Origin of the sequence: Longimicrobium sp. (assembly GCA_036389795.1) — a bacterium.
Lineage (GTDB): Bacteria > Gemmatimonadota > Gemmatimonadetes > Longimicrobiales > Longimicrobiaceae > Longimicrobium.
On sequence record DASVWD010000002.1, the window covers coordinates 1 to 14,768 of the forward strand.

Here is a 14,768-nt window from a genome sequence, read left to right on the forward strand (position 1 = left end):
CGCGCGGCCGCCGCGCCCGCCAGCGCCAGCCCGCCGAACGCGGCCGCGCCCAGCCAGGGGTGGGCGAACCAGCCGTGGGGGCGGCCCAGCAGCGAGCCCACGGCGAAGGCGGCCAGCAGCGCGCAGGCGAGCCCGGCCAGCCAGGACAGGAGGGCGGCCGCCAGCCCCCCCGCGGCGCCGCGCAGCGTGAGCGCGCGGCGGCGCCGGGCGAAGGCCACGGCCGCCAGCGCCAGCAGGAGCGCGCCGGCAGCCAGGAGGCGCGCCGTGCCCGCGCCGTAGACCACCATCCCCCGCCCCAGGAGCGAGTAGAAGACGGCGGGCGGGCCTCCCACGTCGCCCGGGAGCCGCGCCGCGCCGAGCTCGCGGGCCAGCCCCAGCACGGTGCCGCCCAGGTGCTGGACGGTCCCGGGGGGGATGCGCCCGGGGCGGTCGAGCGAGGTGTGGTAGGCGTAGCCGTCGCGCACCGTGGCCAGGTCCAGCCCCCGCAGCCCCGCCTGGTCGCGGTAGACGCGGAAGTCCGTCTCCGAGGGGACCACGCCGCCCTGGAAGAGGTCCTGCGCCAGCACCGTCCCGTACGGCCGGGGGACGGCGCGCGCGTAGGCGCGGGCCAGCCAGGCGTTCCCCGGCCCGGCCTGGAAGAGGAGCGCCCGGCCCCCCGGCCCCGCCGACTCCAGGTTGGCGAACGCGCGGACGTCCTTCGCCCAGGGGTGGCGCAGGAAGGCCGCCGAGCCCAGGAGCCCGTCCTCCTCGCCGTCGACGAATGCGAAGACCAGGGTGTTGCGGGGGCGCTCCCCCCGGGCCGCCAGCGCCCGGATCGCCTCCACCGCCGAGGCCACCACCATGGCCGCGTCGCCCGCGCCCACGCTCTCCGGCGGCGAGTCGTAGTGCGTGGAGAAGAGGACGGCCGCGCGCTCCCGCCCCGGGATGCGGGCCAGGACGTTCTGCGCCCGGTACCAGTTGGTCACGTCCGGGGAGTAGACGTGCGGCGCGACCACCACCTCCTCCTGCACCGCCACCTCCACCCCGGGGATGGCGCGGAGCAGGCCGGCCAGGTAGAGCACGGCCGAGTCGCCGCCGGCCGTCCCGATGCCGCGGTCGCCGATGCGGCCGGCCAGGTGCCGCACCACCGGCAGCGCCCGAGCCTCGGCGAAGCGGTCCGGGGGCACGTCGGCCGGCAGCGGGGCCGGGAGCCGTTCGCCCCACGCGACCACGGCGGCGACGGCCGCGAGCGTCGCCAGGAGCGCCGCCCCGCCGCGCAGCCCCGGGGCGCGGGGGGGCGCGGCCCCCGGGGCCGGGGCGGGACGGGGGGTGTGGGCGGGTGGAGCGGACGGAACGTGGACGGACATGGCGGTCCTCCCGGGCGTGGGGCCGGTGCGGGGGCGGTCGGGCGTGGACCCGCGGAGGGCGGCCCACGGGGACACGGAAGAAGAGGGGAGAGCCGGAGAGGCTCGCCCCGTCTTCGGGCGTTCTGGGGGTGGTCGGGGAAAGAGGCGGCTGAGCTGTCCGAACGGGATCCACCGCAGCGGCGGGTGGATCGGGTGACGCGCGTCTGCTCCCGCGCCGGACCGGGCGTGCATCCTCCGGTGGATCACGCCCGGTCCGGGCGCTGGTTCAGGGGGCGGCGTGGTCGATGCTCCCCCGGGGGCGGCGCCCGTCGCCCGGGCGCGGGCCTCCTCTGCCGATCCTGCTGGTCCCGCCGATCCTCATCTGGCGCGAAGCCCTTCCGCCGCGGTCCCGCGAGGGCGAAGGCGGACGGGCGTCGCGCTCAGTGCAGGGGGATCCAGTAGGCGATCTTGATGGCGAGGAAGTTGTTGCCCCGGGTCCGGAACGACTCGAAGAGCGAGCCGGCGCCGATGGGGTCGCCGCGCGGGTCCTCGTCGGCGCGGTTCTGCTGCCACACCAGGTACAGGGTGCTCCCCGGGCGCCACTCCCAGCGCAGCACGGCGTTGCCGCGGAACTCCCGGACGTTGAACTCGCGGTTGCCGATGGCGAACCGGGCGTCGCCGTCGGTCACCAGGTGCGAGCCGTCGTCCCGCTTCTCGATGGTGGTGCCGTCCTCGCCGTACACGCGCAGGTCGCCGCTTCCCGCGGCGCGCATCTCGCCGAAGTTGTGGAAGTGCCCGCTGGCCGCGAAGGGCTGCGCGTAGAGCTCGAGCGAGAGGTCCGGCCGGAAGATGTAGTTGAGCCGCACGTCGGCGAAGAACGAGCGGAAGTCGATGGTGGAGAAGACGTAGCGCCGCCCGAAGGTGGCGTCCGGCCCGCCGGTGGTGGAGCCGATGAACTGCCGCGGCTCGACGCTGTACAGGTAGTTCGGCTCCACCGAGAGGCGCCAGCGCGGGTCCGGGCGGACGGTGAGCCCGCCCGTCAGCCGGATGGTGGGCCCGTCCACCTCGTTCGCGCCGTAGAAGACGCGCCCCGACCAGCGCGTGGGCGCCCCCGCCCGGTTCGCCAGCTCGACGGCGACCGCCCACCCCAGCGGGGTGCCCATGAGCGGTCCGCCGCGCGTCAGCTCGTCGCTCTGCGAGCGCAGGTCGACGTAGCCGGTGAGGCCGGTGGTCCAGAAGTTCTTCCAGGTCAAGACCGCGTCGGCGCTGACCGAGGAGAAGGTGCGGGTCCCCCCTCCGTTCCACGTGCTCTCGCCGAGGATCCCGACCTCGTATTCGCGGAAGATGGGGCCGGGACGGGTCTGCAGGTACAGCACGTTCAGCACCCCGTTGGTGAGGTCGGCGCGGCGCATCCGCCCCGCGTCGTTGATCTCGAAGCCCGGCGACGAGGTGCTGAGGTGTCCCAGCCACCGCCAGCGCCCCGCGGCCTTCTCCACCGTGAGCCCCGCGCTGTATCCCGAGAGCGAGGTGGCCGCGGAGTCCACCTCCACGTGGTCCGCGTCGGGGCGCTGGAAGAAGTGGGCGCTGGAGCGCTGCGTGCGCAGGATGGCCAGCGAGTCGCCGGCGACGCGGCTGAAGCCCAGCCACCCCCGCACCTGGTACGTCCCGCGGGCGAAGCGCAGGCGCCAGTCGGCCCCGCCGGTGTAGGCGCTGCTGTGCACCACGGCCGCCTCGGGGTCGCCCCCGTCCAGGCCGCGGTGCACGCCGGTGAGCATGAGGCCCACGGTGGAGCCCCCGCCGATCTCCTGCTGCACCCGCGCCACCCCGAAGCCGGTGCGGGGCGCCACGCGCACGCGCCCGAACGCCGAGTCGTCCACCAGGAAGGTGCGGGCGAACTCGTGGTCGGTGAGCGCCGCCAGCGCGCCGACCGACGTCCCCGAGGCCAGCCGCCCCGTCAGCTTCGCCGCGCCCAGGATGGTGGTGGAGGTCGGCACGTCGGCGTAGTCGGCGTTGGGGAACAGCGCCGGCGGCGCGCCGATGCGCCGCGAGTAGAAGTAGGCGGGGCCCCCGCCCGCCAGCAGCTGGGCGCCCTCGGTGAAGAACGGCCGCCGCTCGGGGAAGAACGTCTCGTACGCCGTGAGGTTCACCTCGGCCGGGTCGGCCTGGACCTGCCCGAAGTCGGGGTTGATGGTGGCGTCGAGGGTGAGGTTGGGGCCGAAGCCCACCTTCACGTCGGCTCCCATCTCCACCCCCCCTTCCCTGCGCTCGGCGAAGGGGTCGGCGAGGTCGCGGTCGCCGCGCATGGTGGCGTTGCCGGCCACGTACGGCACCAGTTCCACGCGCCGCGCCGTGTCGATGCGGTTGATCCCCTCCAGCGTCCCGAAGCGGGAGGCCCACCCGGTCTCGTTGCGCGGGACCACCACCCAGTACGCCTCCTCGTTGCGGCCCGGGAGGGAGCGGCGGATGTTGAGCCCCCACACCTGGCTGGGCTGGTCGTTGAAGCGGAGCTGCGAGAAGGGGATGCGCATCTCGGCCGTCCACCCGGCCGAGTCCATCTGCGTGCGCGCCACCCACACCGGGTTGAAGGTGAAGTCGATGTCGGTCTCGGCGTCGCTGGGGTGGTACCAGTCGAGCCGGGTCCCCGCGGCGGTCACCCCCAGCGTGTACGCCGTCCGCCGGTCGTGGTAGGGGTCCAGCGACACCAGGAGGTAGTCCGACTGGGCCCGGTCGTCGCGCCGGCCCACGGGCGCCTGGAGCGGGGCGCCGTTGGCGTACGACATCCGCGCGCCGACGTAGAGCGCGCCGTCGTCGAAGAGGATGCGGACCTCCGTGGCCTCGCTGGCGGGCGCGCCCTCGTTCGGGCGCCGCTGCCGGAACTCCGTCACGGGGACGGCCAGGCTCCAGGCCGCCTCGTCCAGCCGCCCGTCGATGACCAGCGGCGCGCCGCCCTCGATGCGCACGGCCTGGAGGCGCGGCGCCGCGGCGGACAGCGTGTCCCGCGCGGAGAGCGTGTCGCGCGCGGGGAGCGTGTCGCGCGCGGCCGCCGTGGTCTGCGCGGGCGCCTCCGCCGCCGCCAGCGCGAGGAGGGCGGCGAGGCCCGCCGCCAGTGCGCGGCGCGCGCCCCGGCCCTGACGATCGGTGTTGCTCATGGGATTCCCTGCTCCTCGGGAGTGTGTTGAAGAATCGCGGATCATGCGGCTCTGCGGACCCGGCGTTGGATCGTCGCGAGGCAAATCATCCCTGCTCCATCCCTGTCCGTCGATCTTCTTCCCCGCATCGCGGCCACGGCCCCCTTTTTCGTCGTCTTCAGGGAACGACCGTCCACCGTGGCGGCGTCCGGGGCGGGCTCTCGGGCCGCTTCGATCCGGGCTCGTTCCCGCGGGGAGGCGTGGATGCGCTCCGGCGCGCCGTCCCTGCCCCACGGGTCGAAGAAACCGTAACGGCCGATACGATGCGCAGACCAGACGTTTACTTCATACATTATTATACATGCAAACGTTTTTAAACAATCCCTGAATCGCGGGCCGTCCGCGTCCGCCGGGAGAGCACCGCGGAAGACCCCCGGCGCGGCGTGATCCGCCTCCGTCCGGATCCGCCCCCGACGCGGGTGCGGGCGCGGTCGCCCGCGTCCGGCGTGGCTTCGCGTGGGCCGACCCGGCACGGGAAGATCGCTGCGGCGCGGCTCGCGCGGGCCGTGCGAACGCGCCCGCATCGGTCCCGCACCGCCCGCGTAGTCGGGACGCCGCCGCCGTCCACCGTTTCGTTCTCCCCCGCGCCTCGCGTCTCCCGGAGCGCCCGGTCGCCCGGCGGTCTCCGCCTCAGCCGTCCGCGGGACCCTCCGGCGCCGCGGCGGGATCCGGGGCGCGGAACGGGGCTCCGCCTCCCCCGGAGGGCGGGGGGCCGGAGGACCCGCCGCCCTGGGGCGGCGGGTCCGCGTCGAGCCGGCGGGCGAGCTCCCTCGCCACCTCCTCGACGTGCGGCTCGCGCAGCAGGGTGAAGTGGTCGCCGGGGACGGAGCGGACGACGGCGCCGCGGCCGGCCAGGCGCTCCCACGCCGCGGAGCGCGCCGACGCCCGGGCGACGTCGCCGGTGCCGGCGAGGAGGACGGTGATCTCGCCGCCGAACGGGGCCGGGACGTGGCTCCCGAGCGCCTCCACGTTGGCGCGGAAGACGCCGAACATCCGCTCCAGCCGGTCGAGGTGGAGGTCGGGCGGGACCAGGTGGAGCGCCCGGGCCCGCTCCAGGAGGGAGCCGAGGGAGCGCTCGGACCCGGCCTCCCACGCCTCCGCGGGGACGGCGTCGAGGTCCTCGGCCGGGACGCCCAGGTCGCGGGCGAACTGCCGCAGGAGGGCCGGCTCGTCCCCGGGAGCGCCGTCCGGGCCGGGGAGCGCCGGGTCGATCACGGCCAGGAGCGACACCTCCTCGCCGGCGTCCTCCAGCTGCCGGGCCATCTCCAGGGCGACCACGGCGCCCATCGACCAGCCGGCGACCTGGTACGGGCCGCGGGGCTGGACGGCGCGCAGCGCCTGGAGGTAGTCGGCGGCCATGTCGGGGATCGCCGCGTGCGGGCGCTCGCCGTCGGCGAGGCCGCGGGCGCGCAGGCCGTAGACGGGCTGGTCCGGCCCCAGGCGGCGGGCGAGCTCGGCGTACGCCAGCACGCTCCCGCCGGCGGCGTGGACCAGGAAGAGGGGGCGCCGCGCGCCGGAGGGGCGGATCGCCACCAGCGGCGAGGGGTCGCCGCCGACCTGCCCGCGGAGGAGGCGGGCGAAGCCCTCCGGCGTCCCGGCGGTGAAGACGGCGTCGACGGGAATGCGGTGCCCGGTGCGCGCCTCCACGCGGGCGAGGAGGCGGATGGCCAGGAGGGAGTGCCCGCCCAGCGCGAAGAACTCGTCGTGCACGCCCACCGGCTCCACGCCCAGGATCTCCTCCCAGGCGCGGACCAGCTCCAGCTCCAGGGCGTCGCGGGGCGGGACGTACGCGCGCCGCGCCGCCGCGCCGTCGCCGGGCTCGGGGAGCGCGCCGCGGTCCACCTTGCCGCTGGTGGTGAGCGGGAGCGCTGGGAGCGCCACGAAGGCGGCGGGGACCATGTACGCGGGGAGCCGCGCCGAGAGGTGGCCGCGCAGCTCCACCGCTCCCGGCGCCGCGCCGGGGGCCGGGACCACGTACGCCACCAGCCGCTTCTCCTCCCCGTCGCCGCGGGCCACCACCACCGCCTCGCGCACTTCCGGATGACGCAGCAGCGCCGCCTCGATCTCCCCCGGCTCGATGCGGTGTCCCCGCACCTTCACCTGGAAGTCCAGGCGCCCCATGAACTCGATCTCGCCGTCCGCCCGCCAGCGCGCCCGGTCGCCCGTGCGGTACAGCCGCGCGCCGGGCTCCACGGCGAAGGGGTCGGGGACGAAGCGCTCCGCCGTGAGCGCGGGACGGCCCAGGTATCCCCGCGCCAGCCCGTCGCCGCCCACGTACAGCTCGCCCGCCACCCCCACCGGCGCCGGCCGCAGCGAGGCGTCCAGCACGTAGGCCCGCGTGTTGGCGACCGGGCGGCCGATGGAGGGCGCGTCGGCGTCCCGCCCGTCCCGCGGCTCCACCACGCCGGAGGTGCTCACCACCGTGTTCTCGGTGGGACCGTAGTTGTTGACCAGCCGCCACGGGAGCTCCGGCGAGGGACGGCTCCCCAGCCGGTCGCCGCCGGTGAGGACCAGCCGCAGCGCGGCGTCCTCCGGCCACGCCAGCGCCAGCACGCTCTCGGCCAGCGGCGTGGGGAGGAAGGCCACGGTGACCCCCATCGCCGTCATCCAGTCGCGCAGCGGCGCCGGCGCGGCGCGCACCGCGTCGTCTGGGATGCAGAGAGTGGCCCCGGCGGCCAGGTACGGCCACGTCTCCCACACCGCGGCGTCGAAGCCCGGCGACGCCACCAGCGTGGCCCGGTCCGCCGCGGTGACGCCGAACGCCTCGCGGTGCCACCCGACCAGGTTGGCGAGCGAGCCGTGCGTCACCTGTACTCCCTTGGGACGTCCCGTCGAGCCGGAGGTGTAGATGACGTACGCCAGGTTCTCCGCCCCCACCCCGCTCACCAGCTCCGCCGGCCCTTCCCCGGCGTCCGCGTCCGGCGCGTCGACGAGCACCACCTCGACGGCCGCGCCGGCCGCCTCCGCCGCCCGTCCGCCGAGCGCGACGCGGGTCAGCAGCACCCGCGCGCCGGAGTCCTCCAGCATGTAGCGCAGCCGCTCGGCCGGGGCATCGGGGTCCAGCGGGAGGTAGGCCCCGCCCGCCTCGAGGACCGCGAGCGCGCCCACCACCAGCGCGGGCGAGCGGTCCAGGCACAGCGCGACGACGGTCTCCGGGCCCACCCCCATCCCGCGGAGGCGGCGCGCCAGGCGGCCGGCCCGCGCGCTCAGCTCCGCGTAGCTCAGCCGCTGGTCGCCGAATTCGACCGCGACCGCGTCCGGCGCGCGCGCCGCCTGCTCCGCGAACAGCTCGTGCACGCACGCCTCGCGCGGGTAGGGGCGCGCGGTGGCGTTCCACTCTTCCACCACCCGCCGCCGCTCCGCGCCGTCCAGCAGGTCCAGCTCCGAGAGCCGGAGGTCGGGGTCGGCCGCGGCCTGCTCCAGCAGGCGCGCCAGGTGACCGGCCATCCGCTCCACGGTGGCGGGGTCGAAGAGCTCCGCCCGGTACTCCAGCACCCCGGCCAGCCGCTCGCCGGTGTCGCGGATCGCCAGCGTCAGGTCGAACTTCGCCGTGCCGCTCTCGGCGGCCACCGGGGCGCTCTCCACCGGGCCCAGCCGCAGCCCGTCGTCGCCCCGGGCGGCGGCCGCCGCCTCGAAGGTGAACACCACCTGGAAGAGCGGGGTGTGGGCCAGGCTGCGCTCCACCTCCAGCTCCTCCACCAGCCGCTCGAAGGGCACGTCCTGGTTCGCCTGCGCCTCCAGCACGGCGTCGCGCGCCCGCGCGACCGCCTCGCGGAAGGTGGGATCGCCCTCCAGCCCGGCGCGGATCACCAGCGTGTTGACGAAGAAGCCGATCAGCCCCTCCGTCTCCAGCCGCGTGCGCCCCGCCACCGGCGTCCCCACCACCACGTCGCCCGTCCCGTAGCGCGCCAGCAGCGCCTGCCAGGCGGCCAGGAGCGTCATGTAGAGCGAGGCGCCCTCGCGCCGGGAGAGCTCGCGCAGCGCGCCCGACAGCCCGGGCGGGAGCGCGAAGCCGTGGGCCCTGCCCTCCCGGCTGGCGACCGCGGGGCGCGGGCGGTCGAGGGGGAGCTCCTGCACCGCCGGCGCTCCCGCCAGCCGCCCGCGCCAGTACGCCACCTGGCGGTCCAGCACCTCGCCCTCCAGCCAGCGCCGCTGCCAGACCGCGTAGTCCGCGTACTGCACGGGAAGGGCGGGGAGATCCGCCTCCTCGCCGCGCACGGCGGCCTCGTACAGCGCCGTCACCTCGCGCCGCAGGATCCCCGTCGACCAGCCGTCGCTGGCGATGTGGTGCAGGGTGAAGAGCCCGACCGCCTCCCCGGCGTCCAGCCGCAGCAGGGCGCAGCGCAGCACCGGCCCCCGGGCCAGGTCGAAGGGGCGCGACGCCTCCTCGCTCGCCAGCCGCGCGGCCTCGGCCTCGCGGGGCCCGGCGTCCAGCGCGGAGAGGTCGACCACCGGGAGCGGCACCGGCGCCGGGGGATGGACCACCTGCACCGGCCGCCCGTCGGCCGTGGCCGCGAAGGTGGTGCGCAGCACCTCGTGCCGGCGCGCCACGCCGGTGAGCGCCCGCGCCAGCGCGCCCGCGTCCAGCGCGCCCTGGAGCCTGAGCGCGATCGGGATGTTGTAGACCGCGCTCCCCGGCTGCAGCCGGTCCAGGAACCAGAGCCGCTGCTGGGCGAAGGAGAGCGGCAGCTCCCCGTCGCGCGGCACCGGGACCACCGGCGGCGCCTGCACCCCGGCGCCCGCGCCGCGCATCTCCTCCACGCGCCGCGCCAGCGCCCCCACCGTCTGCGCCTCGAAGACCGCGCGCAGCGGGATCTCCACGCCGAACGCCTGCCGCACCCGCGAGACCACGCGGGTGGCCACCAGCGAGTGCCCGCCCAGCTCGAAGAAGTTGTCCTCCACCCCCACCCGCTCCAGGTCCAGCACCTCGCCCCAGATCCCCGCCAGCACCTCCTCGGCGGCGGTGCGCGGCGCCAGGTAGGCCCCGGCGGCGGCGCGGTCGGGCGCGGGCAGCGCCCGCCGGTCCACCTTGCCGCTGGGCGTGAGCGGGAGCGCTTCCAGCCTCACGAAGGCGCCCGGCACCATGTAGTCGGGAAGCCGCGCGGAGAGGTGCGCCCTGAGCGCCCGCGGCTCGGCCGCCTCGCCGCCCACCACGTAGGCGACGAGCCGCTTCTCGCCGGACCGGTCCTCGCGGGCGACGACCGCCGCCTCGCGCACGTCGGCGTGCTCCCGCAGCACGGCCTCGATCTCCCCCGGCTCGATGCGGTAGCCCCGCACCTTCACCTGCTCGTCCACCCGGCCGAGGAAGTCCAGCTGCCCGTCCGAGCGCCACCGCGCCCGGTCGCCGGTGCGGTAGAGCCGCATGCCGGGCTCGACCGCGAACGGGTCCGGGACGAAGCGCTCCGCCGTGAGCGCCGGCCGCCCCAGGTAGCCGCGCGCCACTCCCTCGCCGCCGACGTACAGCTCGCCCGCCACGCCCACCGGGCGCGGAGCGAAGGCCTCGTCCAGCACGTACAGCCGCGCGCCGGCCAGCGGGCGGCCGATCGGAGGAACGGCGTCCGCGGGGGTGAGCTCGGCCCAGGCGGCGCGGACGGTGGCCTCGGTGGGGCCGTAGACGTTGATGAACCGCCGCCCCTCCCCCCACCGCGCCACCAGCTCGCCCGTGCACGCCTCGCCGCCGACGACGAGCGTCCGCAGCTCCGGCAGCGCGGCGGGCGGGACCGCCGCCAGGGCGGAGGGGGTGAACTTGGCGTGGGTGATCCGCCGCTCCGCCAGCAGCCGCGCCAGCGGCGCCCCGGGGAGGAGCGCGTCGGCGGGCTCGCCGACCAGGCACGATCCCGAGCAGAGCGCGGTGAAGATCTCCGCCACCGAGGTGTCGAAGCTGAGCGGCGCGAACTGGAGCACCCGCTCGCCGGGTCCGAAGCCGAGCTTCTCCGTCTGCGCCATCACCAGCCGGGCCGCGGAGCGGTGCGTCACCATCACGCCCTTGGGCCGCCCCGTGGTCCCCGAGGTGTAGATCACGTACGCCAGGTTCCCCGGCGCCGCGGCCGGGCCGGGCTCCGCCGCCCGCTCGGGCGCATCCCCGCCGTGCTCGTCGTCCTCGTCCAGGAAGACCACGGTTCCGCCCGCGGCCGAGAGTTCGGCGGCGATCCCCTCCCCGACCGCCCGCTCGGTGAGCAGGACGCCGGCGCGGGAATCCTCCAGCATGTAGCGGAGCCGCTCGGGCGGATACGACGGGTCGAGCGGGAGGTAAGCGCCGCCCGCCTTGAGCACCCCCAGGAGCGCCACCGGGAGCCGGAGCGAGCGCTCCACCGAGAGCGCGACGACCGTCTCCGGGCCCACGCCCGCGCAGCGGAGCCGGCGCGCGAGACGCTCGGCCCGCGCGTCGAGCGAGGCGTACGTCAGCGTCTCGCCCGCGAACTCGGCGGCGGGCGCGTCCGGCGTGCGCGCGGCCTGGGCGGCGAAGAGCGCGTGCAGGGTGCGCTCGGGGAGGTCGGCGTCGGCGGCGTTCCACTCCTCCAGCACTTGCCGCCGCTCGGCGCCGTCCAGCAGCTCGATCTCCGAGAGGCGGGCGTCGGGATCGGCCGCGGCGCGCTCCAGCAGGCGCGCCAGGTGGCCGGCCATCCGCTCCACGGTGGCCGCGTCGAACAGCTCCGCGCGGTAGGAGATGGTCCCCGCGACGTGGTCGCCGAAGTCGCTCATCCCCAGCGTGAGGTCGAACTTCGCCGTCCCGCTGCTGGAGGCGACGGGGGCGATCTCCGCCCCGCCCAGCCGCAGCCCGCCGCCGCCGCCGTCGCCGCCGCCGTGCGCCGCCTGTTCGAGGGTGAAGCTCACCTGGAAGAGCGGGGTGTGCGCCAGGCTGCGCTCCACCGCCAGCTCGTCGATCAGCCGCTCGAAGGGGAGGTCCTGGTGCGCCTGCGCCTCCAGGACGCCCTCGCGCACCCGGCCCAGCACCTCGCGGAAGGTGGGATCGCCGTCCAGGCGCGTGCGGATCACCAGCGTGTTGACGAAGAAGCCGATCAGCCCCTCCGTCTCCAGCCGCGTGCGCCCGGCGACCGGCGTCCCCACCGGCACGTCGCCGCCCGCGCCGTAGCGGGCCAGGAGCGAGCTCCACGCGGCCAGCAGCGTCATGAACAGCGTGGCGCCCTCGCGGCGGGAGAGCTCGCGCAGCGCCCGCGACAGCTCCGGCGGGAGGGCGAAGGCGTGGCCCGCCCCGCGCCCGCCCGCCACCGCGGGACGCGGATGGTCGGCCGGCAGCTCCAGCACCGCCGGCGCGCCGCTCAGCCGGTCGCGCCAGTACGCCACCTGGCGCTCCAGCACCTCGCCCTCCAGCCAGCGCCGCTGCCACACCGCGTAGTCCGCGTACTGCACCGGCAGCTCGGGGAGATCCGCGTCGTCCCCGCGCGCGCGGGCGCCGTACAGCGCCGTCACTTCGCGCTGCAGGATCTCCATCGACCAGCCGTCGCTGGCGATGTGGTGCATGGTGAAGAGGACGACGGACTCCCCGGCGCCCAGCCGCAGCAGCGCGCAGCGCAGCACCGGCCCCCGGGCCAGGTCGAAGGGCCGCGACGCCTCGTCGTTCGCCCGCCGCCCGACCAGCGCCTCGCGCCGGTCCGGGTCGGCGGCGGCGAGGTCGATCACCGGCAGGCGCACGGGCGCCGGCGCGTGCACCACCTGCACCGGCTCCCCGTCCGCGCCCACCCCGAAGGTGGTGCGCAGCACCTCGTGGCGGCGCACCACTTCGGTGAGCGCCCACGCCAGCGCGGCCGCGTCGAGCTCCCCGCGCAGCCGCAGGGCGACCGGGATGTTGTAGGCGGCGCTCCCCGGCTGCAGGCGGTCGATGAACCACAGCCGCTGCTGGGCGAAGGAGAGCGGCAGCTCGAGGTCGCGCGGGACGGGGACGATGGGCGGCGCGTCCAGCGTCGCCCCGCCGCTCCCGAGCGCCTCGACGCGGGCGGCGAGCGCGCGCACCGTCTGCGCCTCGAAGACCGCGCGCAGCGGCAGCTCCACCCCGAACGCGCTGCGCACCCGCGACACCACCCGCGTGGCGATCAGCGAATGCCCGCCCAGCTCGAAGAAGTTGTCCTCGACCCCGACGCGCTCCACGCCCAGCACCGCGCTCCAGGTGGCCGCCAGCACCTCCTCGGCCGCCGTGCGCGGCGCCACGTACGGACGCTCCGCCGCGAGCTCGGGCGCCGGCAGCGCCCGCCGGTCCACCTTGCCGCTGGAGGTGAGCGGCAGCGCGTCCAGCTCCACCAGCGCGCCGGGGACCATGTAGTCGGGGAGGCGCGCCGAAAGGTGCGCGCGGAGCGCATCCGCGCCCGGCCACCCCCCGTCCGCCACCACGTACGCGACCAGCCGCTTCTCGCCGGGCCGGTCCTCGCGCGCCAGCACCACCGCCTCGCGCACCTGCGGGTGGCGCAGCAGCGCCGCCTCGATCTCCCCCGGCTCGATGCGGAAGCCCCGCACCTTCACCTGGAAGTCCAGGCGCCCCAGGAACTCGATCTCGCCGTCCGCCCGCCAGCGCGCCCGGTCGCCCGTCCGGTACAGCCGCGCGCCGGGCTCCACGGCGAAGGGGTCGGGGACGAAGCGCTCCGCCGTGAGCGCGGGCCGCCCCAGGTATCCCCGCGCCAGCCCGTCGCCGCCCACGTACAGCTCGCCCGCCACTCCCACGGGCGCCGGCCGCAGCGAGGCGTCCAGCACGTACGCCCGCGTGTTGGCGACCGGGCGGCCGATGGTGGGCGCGCCGGCGTCCCGCCCGTCCCGCGGCTCCACCACGCCGGAGGTGCTCACCACCGTGTTCTCGGTGGGACCGTAGTTGTTGACCAGCCGCCACGGAAGATCCGGCGAGGGACGGCTGGCCAGCCGGTCGCCGCCGGTGAGGACCAGCCGCAGGGCGGCGTCCGCCGGCCACGCCAGCGCCAGCACGCTCTCGGCCAGCGGCGTGGGGAGGAAGCTTACGGTGACGCCCGCCGCCACCATCCAGTCGCATAGCGGCGCCGGCGCGGCGCGCACCGCGTCGTCCGGGATGCACAGGCAGGCCCCGGCGGCCAGGTACGGCCACGTCTCCCACACCGCGGCGTCGAAGCCCGGCGACGCCACCAGCGTGGCCCGGTCCGCCGCAGTCACGCCGAACGCCTCGCGGTGCCACCCGACCAGGTTGGCGAGCGAGCCGTGCGTCACCTGCACGCCCTTCGGACGGCCCGTCGAGCCGGAGGTGTAGATGACGTACGCCAGGTTCTCGGCCCCCACCCCGCTCACCAGCTCCTCCGGCCCATCCCCGGCGTCCGCCTCGGCTGCCTCGGCCGCGTCGACGAGCACCACCTCGACGGCCGCGCCGGCCGCCTCCGCCGCCCGTCCGCTGAGCGCGGCGCGGGTCAGCAGCACCCGCGCGCCGGAGTCCTCCAGCATGTAGCGCAGCCGCTCGGCCGGGGCGTCGGGGTCGAGCGGGAGGTAGGCGCCGCCCGCCTCGAGGACCGCGAGCGCGCCCACCACCAGCGCGGGCGAGCGGTCCAGGCAGAGCGCGACGACGGTCTCCGGACCCACCCCCATCGCGCGGAGGCGGCGCGCCAGGCGGCCAGCCCGCGCGTCCAGCTCCGCGTAGCTCAGTCGCTGGTCGCCGAATTCAACCGCGACCGCGTCCGGCGCGCGCGCCGCCCGCTCCGCGAACAGCTCGTGCACGCACCGCCCGCGCGGGTAGGGGCGCGCGGTGGCGTTCCACTCCTCCACCACCCGCCGCCGCTCGGCGCCGTCCAGCAGCTCCAGCTCCGAGAGCCGGAGGTCGGGGTCCGCCGCGGCCTGCTCCAGCAGGCGCGCCAGGTGGCCGGCCATCCGCTCCACGGTGGCGGGGTCGAACAGCTCCGCGCGGTAGGAGATCGACCCCGCGACGTGGTCGCCGAAGTCGCTCATCCCCAGCGTGAGGTCGAACTTCGCCGTCCCGCTGCTGGAGGCGACGGGGGCGATGTCCGCTCCGCCCAGCCGCAGCTCGCCGCCGCCGCCCTCGCCGCGCGCCGCCTGCTCGAGGGTGAACATCACCTGGAAGAGCGGCGTGTGCGCCAGGCTGCGCTCCACCTCCAGCTCCTCCACCAGCCGCTCGAACGGGACGTCCTGGTGCGCCTGCGCCTCCAGCACCCCGTCCCGCACCCGCGCGAGCACCTCGCGGAAGGTGGGGTCGCCCCCCAGCCCGGTGCGGATCACCAGCGTGTTGACGAAGAAGCCGATCAGGTTCTCCGTCTCCAGCCGCGTGCGCCCGGCG

Annotated in this window: 3 protein-coding genes; all 3 read right to left on the reverse strand. The window is 76.5% G+C overall.

The window, feature by feature from the left end:
- Positions 1-1,346: M28 family metallopeptidase (locus VF746_00070; protein HEX8690811.1), on the reverse strand; the 1,346-nt coding region annotated here is incomplete at its 3' end.
- 419 nt (positions 1,347-1,765) lie between these two features.
- A complete protein-coding gene (locus VF746_00075; protein HEX8690812.1) occupies positions 1,766-4,474 on the reverse strand; it encodes a DUF5916 domain-containing protein in 2,709 nt (902 codons plus the stop codon).
- Between the two features lie 669 nt (positions 4,475-5,143).
- Positions 5,144-14,768 (reverse strand): amino acid adenylation domain-containing protein (locus tag VF746_00080; GenBank protein HEX8690813.1); only part of this gene is annotated, 9,625 nt, incomplete at its 5' end.

What these genes read in the sequence shown, in the direction of transcription:
- VF746_00075 (HEX8690812.1), bottom strand. Translation starts at nt 4,474, where the DNA reads ATGAGCAACACCGATCGTCAGGGCCGGGGCGCGCGCCGCGCACTGGCG.